14 protein-coding genes are annotated in these 13280 nt (G+C 68.7%); 10 read left to right on the forward strand and 4 right to left on the reverse strand.

Annotated elements, in window-relative coordinates:
- Entirely contained in the window at positions 1-771 is a 771-nt protein-coding gene (locus ACIBL3_RS27505) for an SGNH/GDSL hydrolase family protein (RefSeq protein ID WP_396356483.1), read from the reverse strand.
- A 61-nt stretch (positions 772-832) separates the two neighbouring features.
- Positions 833-2920, reverse strand: coding sequence for a glycogen debranching protein GlgX (gene glgX / locus ACIBL3_RS27510; RefSeq protein WP_396356484.1), 2088 nt, complete (start codon positions 2918-2920; stop codon positions 833-835).
- Between the two features lie 248 nt (positions 2921-3168).
- Here glgX and ACIBL3_RS27515 point away from each other — a divergent pair, with 248 nt between their 5' ends.
- From ACIBL3_RS27515 to ACIBL3_RS27545, 7 genes are all read left to right on the forward strand, one after another.
- Positions 3169-3291, forward strand: a complete 123-nt coding sequence (locus ACIBL3_RS27515; RefSeq protein WP_396356485.1) for a hypothetical protein — start codon at positions 3169-3171, stop codon at positions 3289-3291.
- 8 nt (positions 3292-3299) lie between these two features.
- Positions 3300-4322: a Gfo/Idh/MocA family protein gene (locus tag ACIBL3_RS27520; protein ID WP_396356487.1), complete on the forward strand. Its 1023-nt coding sequence runs from the start codon at positions 3300-3302 to the stop codon at positions 4320-4322.
- A complete protein-coding gene (locus ACIBL3_RS27525) occupies positions 4319-5356 on the forward strand; it encodes a Gfo/Idh/MocA family protein (protein ID WP_396356488.1) in 1038 nt (345 codons plus the stop codon). Before ACIBL3_RS27520 ends, ACIBL3_RS27525 begins: the two co-directional genes overlap by 4 nt.
- A gap of 92 nt (positions 5357-5448) precedes the next feature.
- Positions 5449-6228, forward strand: coding sequence for an enoyl-CoA hydratase/isomerase family protein (locus ACIBL3_RS27530; RefSeq protein WP_396356489.1), 780 nt, complete (start codon positions 5449-5451; stop codon positions 6226-6228).
- Positions 6228-7211, forward strand: a complete 984-nt coding sequence (locus tag ACIBL3_RS27535) for a methyltransferase domain-containing protein (RefSeq protein ID WP_396356490.1) — start codon at positions 6228-6230, stop codon at positions 7209-7211. Before ACIBL3_RS27530 ends, ACIBL3_RS27535 begins: the two co-directional genes overlap by 1 nt.
- Positions 7212-7220: 9 nt before the next feature.
- Positions 7221-8081, forward strand: a complete 861-nt coding sequence (locus ACIBL3_RS27540) for an acyltransferase (protein WP_396356491.1) — start codon at positions 7221-7223, stop codon at positions 8079-8081.
- Positions 8074-9120: a hypothetical protein gene (locus ACIBL3_RS27545; protein ID WP_396356492.1), complete on the forward strand. Its 1047-nt coding sequence runs from the start codon at positions 8074-8076 to the stop codon at positions 9118-9120. The genes ACIBL3_RS27540 and ACIBL3_RS27545 overlap by 8 nt, the downstream gene beginning before the upstream one ends.
- Here ACIBL3_RS27545 and ACIBL3_RS27550 read toward each other — a convergent pair.
- Positions 9095-9850 (reverse strand): class I SAM-dependent methyltransferase, encoded by a 756-nt coding sequence (locus ACIBL3_RS27550; protein ID WP_396356493.1) that lies wholly within the window; start codon positions 9848-9850, stop codon positions 9095-9097. The genes ACIBL3_RS27545 and ACIBL3_RS27550 overlap by 26 nt on opposite strands.
- 193 nt (positions 9851-10043) lie before the next feature.
- Between ACIBL3_RS27550 and ACIBL3_RS27555 the strand changes: the two genes are divergently transcribed.
- The 3 genes from ACIBL3_RS27555 to ACIBL3_RS27565 all read left to right on the forward strand — a co-directional run bounded on the left by ACIBL3_RS27555 (position 10044) and on the right by ACIBL3_RS27565 (position 12790).
- Complete coding sequence (locus ACIBL3_RS27555) at positions 10044-10826, forward strand: electron transfer flavoprotein subunit beta/FixA family protein (RefSeq protein ID WP_396356495.1); 783 nt, start codon at positions 10044-10046, stop codon at positions 10824-10826.
- Between the two features lie 14 nt (positions 10827-10840).
- Positions 10841-11797 carry an electron transfer flavoprotein subunit alpha/FixB family protein gene (locus tag ACIBL3_RS27560; protein ID WP_396356496.1) on the forward strand — a complete coding sequence of 319 codons (957 nt, stop codon included), beginning with the start codon at positions 10841-10843 and terminating at the stop codon, positions 11795-11797.
- 177 nt (positions 11798-11974) lie between these two features.
- Positions 11975-12790 (forward strand): NAD-dependent epimerase/dehydratase family protein, encoded by an 816-nt coding sequence (locus tag ACIBL3_RS27565; protein ID WP_396356497.1) that lies wholly within the window; start codon positions 11975-11977, stop codon positions 12788-12790.
- On the opposite strand, the gene ACIBL3_RS27570 is transcribed toward ACIBL3_RS27565, so the two are convergent.
- Positions 12787-13263: a pyridoxamine 5'-phosphate oxidase family protein gene (locus ACIBL3_RS27570; RefSeq protein WP_396356498.1), complete on the reverse strand. Its 477-nt coding sequence runs from the start codon at positions 13261-13263 to the stop codon at positions 12787-12789. The genes ACIBL3_RS27565 and ACIBL3_RS27570 overlap by 4 nt on opposite strands.
- Positions 13264-13280 lie beyond the last annotated feature (17 nt).

Consider the following 13280-nt stretch of genomic DNA (forward strand, 5'->3'; position numbering starts at 1 on the left):
TTAGCCAAGGGTGTTGGCCGGCAGAGCAGCGAGCAGGGCGTCGGCGTGCCGGCGGTAGCCGAGGTTGTTCGGGTGGAAGCTGTCGGCGGCGAGCAGTCCGCGCCACGGCGGACGCGCATGCCGGGAAACCTCAGCAACGGTCAGCCCACGCCCTGTGGCGGTCGTGCTGATGAACTGGTTGATGCCGGTGACGTACGGGCTGCACACCCCGCCCACCCGCCAGAACCGGTCCGGCACCGTCAGGTCCATCACCACCGACGACGACGGCAGCCGGCCGATCACCGAACCCAGATGCGTCCGGAACCGCCGCGGCGGCGTCGCGAGGATGTCGTTGTTCCCGATCCCGCAGGTGACCAGATCCGCGCGGAGTCCTTCGATCAGCGGCAGTTGATCGTCCAGCACATGACGCGTCTGCGCCCCCGACCGAGACAGGTTGAGCACCCGCCACGGCTGACCCGTCCGACGCAGTGCGTTCAACACCTGGCCGACGTACCCATGCAACGGCGACGACGCCCCCAACCCCTGCGCAGTCGAGTCCCCGAGCACAACCCACAGCGGTCCGTCAGCCGCGAGCGCCTGCTCGTTCTGCCGTCGCCAGAAGTCCGCATAGGTCCGCGCCTGCACGTCGAGCAGCGCCACCCCGTCGACCCACTTCTGAAACGCATAACGAGAGCGAGTCCGCTCAGCCTCACCCCACCGCGTCACCGCTCGGTGCAGCACACCGATCGGCGTCGTCCGTTCCCGAACCGCCCCACGACGCAGCAAAAACATCGGTCCCCCAGACGTGAACAGAAGGTGACCAGTGAATGTACTGCAGGAAGGTTAACGATCCTCAGAGCGCGCGGAGGAGCACCAGACAGCGAGGCGCGAGGGGGACGGTGGCGCTGGCTTCGACCTCGGTGACCATGGAGTTGCTGGTGTCGAGGACGACCTCGTACGCCGGGGCCCACGAGGCATCCGGTACGACGACCTGCCGGGTCTCCGGAGTTGCGTTCAGGGCAAGCAGGAACGAACTGTCGGTCAGCGCGTTGCCGGCGGCGTCGGTGGCGCGGAGGGCGTCACCGGCCAGGAACATCCCGATCGTCCGGAGGTTCCCGTCGTACCAGTCGGCTTCGGTCATTTCGCCGCCGTGTGGTGCGATCCACGACAGGTCCTTGCGGCCGCCGCCTTCCATCACCGGCTGTCCCGAGAAGTAGTGCCACTGCCGCAGCACCGGGTGCGCCGCCCGCAACGCGATCAGCTTCTTGGTCAGCTCCAGATGGCCGGACCAGGTAGCAGGCAACGACCAGTCGAACCACGAGATCTCGCTGTCCTGGCAGTACGCGTTGTTGTTGCCGCCCTGCGTCCGCCCGCACTCGTCGCCGGCGGTGATCATCGGCACGCCGGTGGACAGGATCAGCGTGGACATCAGGTTCGCCATCTGCCGTTTGCGCAGCGCGATCACGGACCGGTCGGTGGTCTCGCCCTCGACGCCGCAGTTCCAGGACCGGTTGTCGTCGGTGCCGTCCCGGTTGTCCTCGTGGTTGGCCTCGTTGTGCTTGTGGTCGTAACTGACCAGGTCGCGCAGGGTGAACCCGTCGTGGGCGGTGACGAAGTTGATCGACGCGTACGGGTAGCGCCCGTCGTCGCCGTACAGGTCGCTGGACCCGGACAGCCGGTAGGCGAGGTCCTTGACGCCGTCGGAGGTGTTCCGCCAGACGTCGCGCACGCTGTCGCGGAACTTGCCGTTCCACTCCGACCACGGGGTGCCGAAGTTGCCGACCTGGTAGCCGAACGGTCCGATGTCCCACGGCTCGGAGATCAGCTTCACCCGGCCGAGCACCGGATCGGCCGCGACCTCGGCCAGAAAGGGATGGTCGACGGTGTCCACCTCGTGCCGCTCGTTGCGGATCAGCGTGACCGCCAGGTCGAACCGGAACCCGTCGACGCCCATCTCCTCGACCCAGTACCGCAGCGAGTCCATCATCAGCCGGCGGACCTGCGGGTGTGAGGTGTCGACCGAGTTGCCGGTGCCGGTGACGTCGTACATCGTCCCGCCGTGCCCGAGCCGGTAGTAGGCCCGGTTGTCGATCCCGCGGAAGCTCAGCGTCGGCCCGTCGAAGCCGCCCTCGGCGGTGTGGTTGTAGACCACGTCCAGGATCACTTCGATGCCCGCGGCATGGAACGCGGCCACCATCGCCTTGAACTCCGCGACCTGCTCACCGCGCGAACCCGACGACGAGTACGGCGCGTGCGGCGCGAAGTACCCGAGGCTGTTGTAACCCCAGTAGTTCGGCAGCCCGCGGGCCGCGATCGACGGTTCGGTGAGGAAGTGGTGGATCGGCAACAACTCGACCGAGGTGACCCCGAGGTCGGTCAGATAGTTGATCACCGACGGGTGAGCGAGCCCGGCGTACGTGCCGCGTTGGTGCTCGGGTACGTCGGGATGCAGCTTGGTGAACCCCTTGGTGTGCAGTTCGTAGATGACCGTCTCGCCCCAGTGCACCGGACGGCTGATCGGGGGCGGCGGCTCGGACTGGGCAACCACCACGCCGACCGGCACGTGGCCGGCCGAGTCGCCGTCGGAGGAGTCGTAGATCAGCGGACTGGAGTAGTCCAGCGAGCCGTCGATGGCACGCGCGTACGGGTCGAGCAGGAGCTTGGACGGGTTGAACCGCAGCCCGTGGGCCGGATCGAACGGACCGTGCACGCGATAGCCATACCGTTGCCCAGGGCCCACTCCCGGCACGAAGCCGGTCCAGAACTCACCGGTATGGGCCAGATCCAGGTTGCGCTGGCTGCCGTCGTCGGCGATCAGCGCGAGCTCGACGCGTTCGGCGGCGGGAGCCCACAGCGTGAAGGTCGTGCCATCGGTCTGGACCACTGCCCCCAGGTGGAGCCCGGTGTCGAGAGCACTCGGGGCGGCGGTCGCTTCGGTCACCGGCACATTCTGCACAACACCTTCCAGACCGTCGCGGGTACGGGGTGAGTTATCGATAACGATGTTGGTTGTGTTCATGAGAGGGTAGTTGCGAACGTCTGTGCGCAATGATACAAACGCAAGAACCGTTACTAAGTTACCTGAAGCCACCCGCTGACGGTGATTCGGTGGCCGGCCCCCACTCCTGGCCGGCGTCGTTGCCCCGCCATGTTCCCGCTCTCGAGCTCGGAGCCGAGGAGAGACAAACGATGCGATTCTCGTCCAGGCTGGCCGGTGCGCTGGCCGCCGCCGTACTGGCACCCGTCCTGATCCTCTTCGTGCTGCTGCAGCGTCGCGTGGTCGAAGGCATCGCATTCTCCGGACTCAAGTAAGGGACCTCATGTCGGAACAGTTGGCCGATCTGACCGTCGGCCTGATCGGCGCGGGCAACATCGCGCACGTGCACGTCTCGGCCTGGAAGGCACTGGGCGCCCGCGTCCTGGTGCACTCCGAGGCCGGAGCGGCCGAGCTCGCCGAGCAGTACGGGCTGGAGGTCGCGCCGTCGCTGGACAGCGTGCTGCAGCAGGTCGAGTTCGTCGACATCGTGACACCGTCGCCGACGCACAAGGAGATCGCGCTGGCCGCGATCAAGGCCGGCCGGAACGTGATCTGCGAGAAGCCGCTGACGCTGACCGCGGCCGACTCGCACGAGGTGATCGCGGCCGCCGCCGCGGCCGGCGTGAAGGTCTACCCGGCCCACGTCGTGCGGTACTTCCCGGCCTACAGCGCGGCGTACGGCGCAATCCGCGCCGGCCGGATCGGTGACGTCGCGGTGGCCCGGTTCTTCCGCCAGGCGTCGTCGCCGGCCGGTGCCGGCTGGTACCGCGACGTGGCCCGCTCCGGCGGCGTGATCATGGACCTGATGGTGCACGACCTCGACCAGGCCCGCTGGCTGTGTGGCGAGGTCACCAGCGTGTACGCCGTACAGAACCCGCCGACCGTGGACGGGATCAGCCCGGTCAACGTGGCGGCGCACGTCACGCTCACCCACCAGAGCGGTGCGATCAGCCATTGCCGTGCGACCTGGGGTGCGACCGGGACCAAGTTCCAGTCCGGATTCCAGGTCGCGGGCTCGACCGGCGTACTGAAGTACTCGTCCGAGGCCGACTCCGGGTACGCCGAGGAACTGCAGGACGGCGCGATCGGTGGCGACCTGCTCATCCCGGCGTCGACGCTGGGGGAGAGCCCGTACCTGATGCAGCTGCGCGAGCTCGCTGTGGGCCTGCGCGGCGGACCGGAGCCACGGGTGCTGGCGTCCGACGGCGCGACCGCGGTCTACCTGGCCGAGGCGGCCCGTTCGTCCATGGCGACCGGCCGCACCATCGACATGACAACCTTCGACCCCTCGGGAGCAGTGGCATGAAGGTCGCGATCGCCTCGTTCGCGCACACGCACGCCTCGTCGTACGCGTCCTTACTCGGCGCGATGCCGGACGTCGACGTCCTGACGGCAGACCCGGACGGCGCGTCCGCACCGGACGCCGGACCGCGTGGCGCGGAGTTCGCCGCGAAGCACGGTGTCGCGTACGTCGACTCGTACGACGAACTGTTCGACTGGGGCCCCGATGCCGTCGTGGTGACCAGCGAGAACGCCTACCACCGCGAGCTGGTCGAGCGGGCGGCGGCCGTCGGCGCGCACGTCCTGTGCGAGAAGCCGCTGGCCACCGAGGTCGCCGACGGTGAGGCGATGCTGGCCGCGTGCGCCGAAGCCGGTTCGATCCTGATGGTCGCCTACCCGGTCCGGTTCGCGCCGTCGTACCTGCGGCTGCGGGCCTCGGTCGAAGCCGGGAAGCTCGGCGCTGTGTTCGCCGTACTGGGGACGAACAACGGGAAGATTCCGTACGACCAGCGGCAGTGGTTCACCGACGCCGAGCTGGCCGGTGGGGGAGCGTTGGTCGACCACACCGTGCACTGCGCCGACCTGATCGACGGGCTGACCGGTGGTGCGTCTGCCACCCGGGTCTACGCGGCTGCGAACCACATCCTGCACCAGGACAAGGGCGTCAAGGTGGAGACCGGTGGCCTGGTCACGATCACCTACGACAACGGGCTGCTGGCAACCATCGACTGCTCCTGGAGCGTGCCGGACAACGGTCCGACCTGGGGTGGCGTGTCGTTGCAGGTGACCGGGACCAACGGGTCGGTGGAGATCGAGCCGTTCCTCCCGCACGTCGGCGGGACGGACGCCTCGGGGGAGGTGTACCTGGCGATCGGGGGCAACCTCGACGAGTCGATGCTGCACACGTTCCTGCACGCGGTCCGCGAGTCCGGCCCGGCGGTGCGGGGTGCGACGCCGGCCGTCGTACCGCAGCCCGATGGTGCGGTGGGCTTGCGGACACTGCGGATCGTGGACGCGGCACGGCGGTCCGCGGTCTCGGGTCAACCGGTCGATCTGTAGCCTCCCCGCAGTACAAGTACGTGCAGTGGTCCGGTACGGTTCCGGGGATGTGACCGGCGGGTAGGACCCCTGAGGCTGTTAGGAGCGAGACGATGGGCGAGTTCGTCAACCTCACCGTGAGTGACGGTGTCGGCACGATCCGGCTGGACCGGCCGAAGATGAACGCGCTGAACGTCCAGGTCCAGGAGGAGATCCGGGCCGCGGCGGTGGCGGCGACGGCGTCCGACGAGGTCCGCGCGGTGGTGATCTACGGCGGCGAGCGCGTGTTCGCGGCCGGCGCGGACATCAAGGAGATGGCCGACATGTCGTACGCCGACATGGTCAAGCGCTCCGGACCGCTGCAGTCCTCGCTGTCCGCGGTCGCCGCGATCCCGAAGCCGACGGTCGCGGCCATCACCGGGTACGCCCTCGGTGGTGGCTGCGAGCTCGCGCTGTGCGCGGACTACCGGATCGCCGCCGAGGACGCGAAGCTCGGCCAGCCGGAGATCCTGCTCGGCATCATCCCCGGCGCCGGCGGGACGCAGCGGCTGTCCCGGCTGATCGGCGCGTCCAAGGCCAAGGACCTGATCTACACCGGCCGGTTCGTGGACGCCGCCGAGTCGCTCTCGATCGGCCTGGTCGACAAGGTCGTCCCGGCGGCCGAGGTGTACGACGCGGCGGTCGCCTGGGCGTCGCAGTTCGCCAACGGCGCCGCGCTCGCGCTGCGGGCGGCCAAGGAGGCGATCGACGCCGGGCTCGGGGTCGACCTGCACACCGGGCTGGAGATCGAGCGGCAGCAGTTCGCCGCGCTGTTCGCGACCGAGGACCGTGCGATCGGGATGAAGTCCTTCGTCGAGAACGGCCCGGGCAAGGCCGAGTTCAGGGGAATCTGATGACCACGTCCGCTGAGAAGCCCGCCGCCACTGCCGAAGAGGTCGAGGCGGCCTGGAACGACAACAAGCTCGCCCAGGTGCTCTACCACGACTGGGAGGCGTCGACGTACGACGAGAAGTGGTCGATCTCGTACGACGAACGCTGCGTCAGCTACGCCCGGGACCGGTTCGACGCGATCGCCGGATCGAACGGCTGGCCGTACGGTAAGACGCTCGAGATCGGCGCCGGCACCGGCTTCTTCACGTTGAACCTCAAGCTGGCCGGCGTCCTGGACGAGGCGCACGTCACCGACCTGTCGCCGGGCATGGTCGAGGCGGCCAAGAAGAACGCGAAGACGCTCGGGTTCGCGATCGAGGGCAAGGTCGCCGACGCCGAGAAGCTGCCGTACGACGACGACACCTTCGACCTCGTCATCGGGCACGCGGTCATCCACCACATCCCGGACGTCGAGCTCGCCTTCCGCGAGATGCTGCGCGTGCTCAAGCCGGGCGGCCGGTTCGTGATCTGCGGCGAACCCACCCGGTACGGCGACTACGTGGCCCGGCGCCTGTCGCGCCTCACCTGGTGGGCCACCACGAACCTGACCAAGCTGCCGGCTCTGGCCGAGTGGCGCCGCCCGCAGTCGGAGCTCGACGAGTCCTCACGAGCTGCCGCGCTGGAGGCTGTGGTCGACCTGCACACGTTCGACCCGGACACGCTGGCCCGGATGGCGTCCCGTGCGGGCGCTGCCGACGTACGAACGGTCACCGAAGAGCTCCTGGCGGCGTGGGTCGGGTGGCCGATCCGGACGTTCGAGGCCGCCGTACCGGAGCAGAAGCTCGGGTTCGGGTGGCGGATGTTCGCGTACAAGTCGTGGCTGCAGCTGTCGAAGGTGGACAAGGCTTTGTCGGCCGTCGTACCGGACGAGCTGTACTACAACGTCTCGATCACCGGTGTCGCCCAGACCGGGGCGGAGGGGCGGGGGCGGAATTCAGAGCAGTAGGGTGACTGGATGCGGTTGCTGACCGCGGCGAATCTGCGCTGGGTGGTGCGCCATCGGGCATGGACGCCGTACTACCTGAAGCGCTACTGGCGGTTCGCCTGGTTCAAGCTGCGTCACCCCGGCGTGATCACCGAGGGATTCGTCTTCCTGGGCAAGAACCTGGAGATCGTGGCGCGGCCCGGGCACGGCCGGATCATCCTCGGCAAGTGGGTGCACCTCGGCGACGAGACCCGGCTGCGCGCGCACGAGGGCACGCTGCGGATCGGCGACAAGGTGGTGTTCGCCCGCGACGTCACGGTGAACTGCTACCTGGACGTCGAGATCGGCGCCTCCACGCTGATCGCGGACTGGACCTACATCTGCGACTTCGACCACAAGACCGACGACCTGCACCTGCCGATCAAGGACCAGGGCCTGGTGAAGTCGCCGGTCCGGATCGGCCCGGACTGCTGGCTGGCCACCAAGGTCACCGTCACCCGCGGAACCGACATCGGCCGCGGCGTGGTGATCGGCGCGAACAGCGTTGCCCGTGGCAACATTCCTTCGTACGCCGTCGCCGCCGGGGTGCCGGCCGTGGTGGTCGCCGACCGCACCACCCGGTACGCCGCCGACGCGGCCCGCCGGGCCTACCTGGCCGGGCTGGCCGCGGCGAACGACCGCACCGCGGCCCGGTTGCTCGCCGGCGGCGATCCGGTGCCGCCGAGTGGGAACGGCGTACCGGGGGAAGCTGAGGGTGACGGCGACGGTGCGGCTGGTGAGGGAGTTGGCGACGAGGGGTTCTCAAGTTACTCACCAGTCGGGCACTATGTCCCCCACGTTCGGCCGGACGCCGACCGGTTGACCGTCGGAGAGGAGATCCAGCGTGGCTGACCAGACCGGGAGCGGGGAGCCGGCGCCGTCGCTGCTCGACCAGGCGGCCGCCGACGACTCGATCACGCGGGCCCGGACCCGCGCGGTGGACCCGGTGCCGGTCGTGACGGAACCCGGCAGCGCTACGTTGGAACCAGCGCTTGAAACGAGTGCTGGACAGGCGGCGGTTCGCGAGGTGGGTGTGAACCGGAGGCTGGACCCGGAAGTGCAGGCAGTGGACGGCAGGACGGCGGCACCGGCCCCGCTCGCGGGCGCCCGGCGCAGGCTGTCGCCCCGCCCGGTCCCGGTCAGCCGGCGCAGGAGACCGCCGGCCACGATCGCGACGGCGGCGGACGAGGAACCGACCCCGGCTGAGGAGATGGACGACGTGGGTACGCACGACGAGAAGGCAGCGAACGCGGAGAAGGCGGTGAAACCGCCGTCGGACGCAGCGGCCGGCAGTGGCGACGCGGGCGAGGCGAACAGCCGTGGGTCGACCGCGACGGTGACCAAGCCGGCCCGGCCGAAGACCGCGGCGGAGATCGTCGCCGAGCAGCGGGCCCGGGAGCAGGCCGCGGCGTCGGCTGCCGCCGAGAAGGATGCCGGGGCCAAGGATCCGGCGGAGACCGCGGTGACCAAGCCGGTGACGAAGGTTCCAGCGACGTCAGCCGCTGCTTCGGCTTCCGGTTCGGCTTCGGCGAAGACTGGTGCGGTGGGCAACAAAGCGGCTTCCTCTTCAGGCAAGGGCAAGCAGGCGATGAGCTCGGTCGGCTCCGGAGTGCGGAGGCTGCGGAACCTGATCGCCTCGCTGATCTGGCTGATTGCGGTGCTCGCGGCCGCCGTACTGGCGCTCGGTGCGCTGTTCACCGCGCTGGATCAGACCAACCAGAGCAACGAGATCGTGCGCTGGGTGCTGGAGCGCGGGCACGACCTGGTGGGCCCGTTCAAGGACCTGTTCCGGCTGGAGACCGCCAAGAACACCCTGCTGGTGAACTGGGGGATCGCGGCGCTGGTCTACCTGATCGCCGGCAAGATCATCGAGCGGTTCGTCCGCCCGTAGGTTTCGCGACGAGGATCAGATCGAGCGATTCGTCCAGATCACCTGGGCGAATCTCGAAATCGTCGTACCTCGTGCTGGTCACCAGTTGCCTGAGCTCGGGTGCCCAGTCGTCGTGCTCGGTCGCCAGTTGTGCGTCGACGCATGGACCGTGCTGCTGCTCCCATTCGCGCAGCCTGGCGCCGTGGTGAAGCCCGAGGGCGTGCGTGATCTCGAAGTGCGGCTCGAGCAGCTCGGTGAACTCGACGGCCGTCAGCTCACGCGTGTGGTACCAGTTCCCGCTGGGGAACGTCAGCCGGTTCGGGGTGCTGACGACGAGGGTGCCTTGTGGCGCGAGGATGCGCGCGCACTCGGTGATGAACCGTGGCTGCTCCCAGAGGTGCTCGATCGTCTGCATCGAGGTGATGAGGTCGAACGTCGCGTCGGCGAAGCCGGTCTGGACGAGGTTGCCCTGCACCACATTGATCTGTGGATAAACCCGGCGGACGTGCCGAAGGGTCGTATCTTCATAGTCGAGACCGGTCACGGAGTCCGCACCCGCCAGGCGGAGCAGCTCCGCGCCGTAGCCCTCGCCGCAGCCGGCGTCGAGGACGCGACCGGTCCCGAGCGAATTGTTCGACGACAGGTTGGCCGTGATCCAGCGGTAGGCGGCGTCATGACGCGCGAACCAGTAGTTCTCGTGCCAGATCCCGGGCGCTGTTCTCTCGCCGGTGAGCGGTAACGTCTCGGTCACCTGAGTCAGCCTAATAGGCGACACCGTGTGCGGTTCGGTGTGTGTTTCCACGTCACACCCGTGTCCACTTGTCCTGTGCCCCGCGGCTCGGATAAGCACGGTGTGATGGGACTCGCACGGGATTATGTTTCTCGTGAGTAACATCCGTGGCAGGCTTGGGAAAGACCGTTAACCAGAAGGGGTCCCACACGCTATGAAGATCGTCGTCTGCGCGAAGTTCGTGCCGGATGCCACCGCGGACCGCCGCTTCCGCCCGGAGGACAACACGGTGGACCGTGCCGGTGTCGACGGGCTGCTGTCCGAGCTGGACGAATATGCCGTCGAGACCGCCCTGACCGTGAAAGAGGCGGGAGACGCCGAGGTCACGGTGCTGACCGTCGGGCCGGAGCAGGCCGCCGACGCGGTGAAGAAGGGTCTGCAGATGGGCGCCGACGCCGGGGTCCACGTGCTCGACGACGCGATCCACGGTTCGGATGCGGTCGCCACCTCGCTGATCCTGTCCAAGGCGCTGGCCAAGCTCGAGGCCGACCTGGTCGTGTTCGGGATGGGCTCGACCGACGGGTCGATGGGTGTGGTTCCGGCGATGGTGTCGGAGCGGCTCGGGCTGCCGGCCGTGACGCTGGGCTCCGAGGTCACCGTCGACGGCCAGACTGTGCGGATCCGCCGCGACGGCGATACCGCGAGCGACACGATCGAGGGCACGCTGCCGCTGGTGCTGAGCGTCTCCGACCAGGCCAACGAGCCGCGGTACCCGTCGTTCAAGGGCATCATGGCGGCGAAGAAGAAGCCGGTGCAGACCTGGTCCCTGGCCGACCTGGAGCTCTCGGCCGACCAGGTGGGTGGCTCCGCCGCGTGGACCGAGGTGGTCGAGGTGACCGCCCGTCCGCCGCGCACCGCCGGCACGATCGTCACCGACGAGGACGGTAGCGGCGCTACCCAGCTCGTCGAGTTCCTGTCCACCAACAAGTTCCTCTGAGGGGCGATCAGTTCATGTCCAACGTTCTGGTTCTCGTCGACCACACTGCAGGCAAGGTCCGCAAGACCACGGCTGAGCTCCTCACCATCGCCCGCCGTCTCGGCGAGCCGGTCGCGGTCTTCGTCGGCGACGGCGTACAGGATGCGCTGCCGGCGCTCGGTCAGTACGGCGCGACCAAGGTGATCGCGTTGTCCAACCCGGAGCTGACCCAGTTCCTGGTGGCCCCGAAGGCCGAGGCGCTGCAGCAGGTCGCGGCCAAGATCGAACCGTCGGCGATCCTGATCTCGTCGAACGCCGAGGGCAAGGAGATCGCCGCCCGGCTGGCGGTCAAGCTCGACTCCGGCCTGATCACCGACGCCGTCGACGTGACCGCCGGTGACGGTGGTCCGGTGACCACGCAGTCGGTGTTCGCGGGCAACTACTCGGTCCAGGCCAAGGTCACCCATGGCACGCCGATCATCACCGTCAAGCCGAACGCCGCCACCCCGGAGGCGGCCGAGACCTCGCCGGAGGTGGAGGAGTTCGACGTGTCCATCTCCGACGTTGCCAAAACCGCCCGCGTCACCGACTCCAAGCCGCGGGAGGCGACCGGCCGTCCGGAGCTGACCGAGGCCGCGATCATCGTGTCCGGCGGTCGCGGGACCGGCGGTGACTTCGGCCCGGTCGAGGCGTTCGCGGATTCGCTCGGCGCCGCCGTCGGCGCGTCCCGCGCGGCCGTCGACTCGGGCTGGTACCCGCACGCCTACCAGGTCGGCCAGACCGGCAAGACCGTGTCCCCGCAGCTGTACGTCGCGGCGGGCATCTCCGGCGCCATCCAGCACCGCGCCGGCATGCAGACCTCGAAGACCATCGTCGCCGTCAACAAGGACGAGGAAGCCCCCATCTTCGAGCTGGTCGACTTCGGCGTCGTCGGCGACCTGCACAAGGTCCTCCCCGCCGCCACCCAAGAAATCACCACCCGCAAGTCCTGACCCCCCGGCCGGGTCCCCGCCCCGGGGACCCGGTCACCCGACCGGAGCCTTCCTCCTGGGAGCCGGTCACCCACCGGAGGTAACCCCTCGACCTCCGGACCTCGCGACGGCCCGGCTCGGATCCCCTCCCGAGCCGGGCCGACGCATGCCGACCAGCCGGCGGCTAGCATGCGCTGGATGCGGATCTGGGTGAGTGGTGCACGAGGCAAGCTCGGCAGCGAGGTTTGCCGGCAACTGGTCGCCGCCGGACACGAGGTGGTCGAAGCCGATCTCGTCCCGCCATCACCGGCCGCCGGGCTGGTTGATCTGCTCGACCGGGAGGCTGTGGCGCGGTCGTTGCGGGGTGCCGAGGCGATTGTGCACTGTGCCGCGATTCCCAGCCCGCAGAACATCGAGCCCGCAGAACTCCTGCACATCAACGCGATCACCACCTTCAACGCCCTCGAAGAAGCGTGGAAGCAGGGGATCCGGACTGCGGTGCTGGCGTCGAGTGGGTCGATCTACGGTACGGCGTGGTCGCCGGAGGAGCTCGCCGTACCGACAGTGCCGATCGACGAGGACACCGCGCTGCGGTACGTCGATCCCTACGCGCTGAGCAAGGACGTCCTCGAACGCACCGGAGGGATGTACGCACGCCGCGGCATGCAGGTCACCGCCTTGCGCTTCCACTGGATCCTCACGCCCACCGAAGTACGCCGCTACATCACCGAGGCGCCACCCGAGGACAATCGCCGCAACCTCTGGGGGTACGTCGACCTCGACGAGGCCGCCCGCGCCTGCGTACTGTCCCTCAACCCCCGCCCAGCCCCCTACGCCGCACTCCTGATCGCGGCCGAGGACACCGGCATGCTCCAACCCACCACCGACCTCCTCGCCCAGTACCTACCCGACACCGAGCTCCTCGCTGACCTCACCGGCACCACCTCCCTTTACGACTGCCGCCGAGCCGCGGACGTCATCGGCTGGACCCATCACAGCCGCTGGCGCGACTAGCTCCAGACAGCACGGCGGGAGTCGATGCCGGTGCCGTACTCCGGGTCCCCGCCTCTGACAAGCAGCCAGTGGTGTGAAGTGCGGGCTCGGTAGAGCCGGAGGTCGGCAGGTGCCCGCAGCTCCTCGGCGGTGAAGGTGCGGAGTCCGCGGAGGCGCCCGGAGTAGAAGGCGGCGCACCGTTCGAGCTCCTCGTCGGGGACGAGCTCGACCCGGGCCCGGAAGTAGACCGCGGACGCCTGCCCGACCGCGACGCTCGAGTCGAAGATGGCGATGCTGACGTCGGGGTTGCGGGCGACGTTGAGCGAGTGCTCGGCCTCCGGTGACGACACCCAGTAGAAGTCGGTGTGCCCGTCCGGGGTGAAGTACACCGGCGTCACCCAAGGCCGTCCGTCCGCGTCGACGGTCGCCAGCGTCATGTACTTGTTCGCCTCGATGACCGCGGTCGCCCGCTGGTCGAGGATCTCCTGTGTCATGTCTGCTCCTTTCCGGT

Origin of the sequence: Kribbella sp. NPDC050124 (assembly GCF_044460355.1) — a bacterium.
GTDB lineage: Bacteria > Actinomycetota > Actinomycetes > Propionibacteriales > Kribbellaceae > Kribbella.

Excerpts from the sequence above, each read along its gene's own strand:
- ACIBL3_RS27505 (WP_396356483.1), bottom strand. The coding sequence starts at position 771 with ATGTTTTTGCTGCGTCGTGGGGCGGTTCGGGAACGGACGACGCCGATC.
- ACIBL3_RS27520 (WP_396356487.1), top strand. The coding sequence starts at position 3,300 with ATGTCGGAACAGTTGGCCGATCTGACCGTCGGCCTGATCGGCGCGGGC.
- ACIBL3_RS27525 (WP_396356488.1), top strand. The coding sequence starts at position 4,319 with ATGAAGGTCGCGATCGCCTCGTTCGCGCACACGCACGCCTCGTCGTAC.
- ACIBL3_RS27560 (WP_396356496.1), top strand. The coding sequence starts at position 10,841 with ATGTCCAACGTTCTGGTTCTCGTCGACCACACTGCAGGCAAGGTCCGC.
- ACIBL3_RS27530 (WP_396356489.1), top strand. The coding sequence starts at position 5,449 with ATGGGCGAGTTCGTCAACCTCACCGTGAGTGACGGTGTCGGCACGATC.
- ACIBL3_RS27565 (WP_396356497.1), top strand. The coding sequence starts at position 11,975 with ATGCGGATCTGGGTGAGTGGTGCACGAGGCAAGCTCGGCAGCGAGGTT.
- ACIBL3_RS27535 (WP_396356490.1), top strand. The coding sequence starts at position 6,228 with ATGACCACGTCCGCTGAGAAGCCCGCCGCCACTGCCGAAGAGGTCGAG.
- ACIBL3_RS27540 (WP_396356491.1), top strand. The coding sequence starts at position 7,221 with ATGCGGTTGCTGACCGCGGCGAATCTGCGCTGGGTGGTGCGCCATCGG.
- ACIBL3_RS27555 (WP_396356495.1), top strand. The coding sequence starts at position 10,044 with ATGAAGATCGTCGTCTGCGCGAAGTTCGTGCCGGATGCCACCGCGGAC.
- ACIBL3_RS27515 (WP_396356485.1), top strand. The coding sequence starts at position 3,169 with ATGCGATTCTCGTCCAGGCTGGCCGGTGCGCTGGCCGCCGCCGTACTG.
- ACIBL3_RS27570 (WP_396356498.1), bottom strand. The coding sequence starts at position 13,263 with ATGACACAGGAGATCCTCGACCAGCGGGCGACCGCGGTCATCGAGGCG.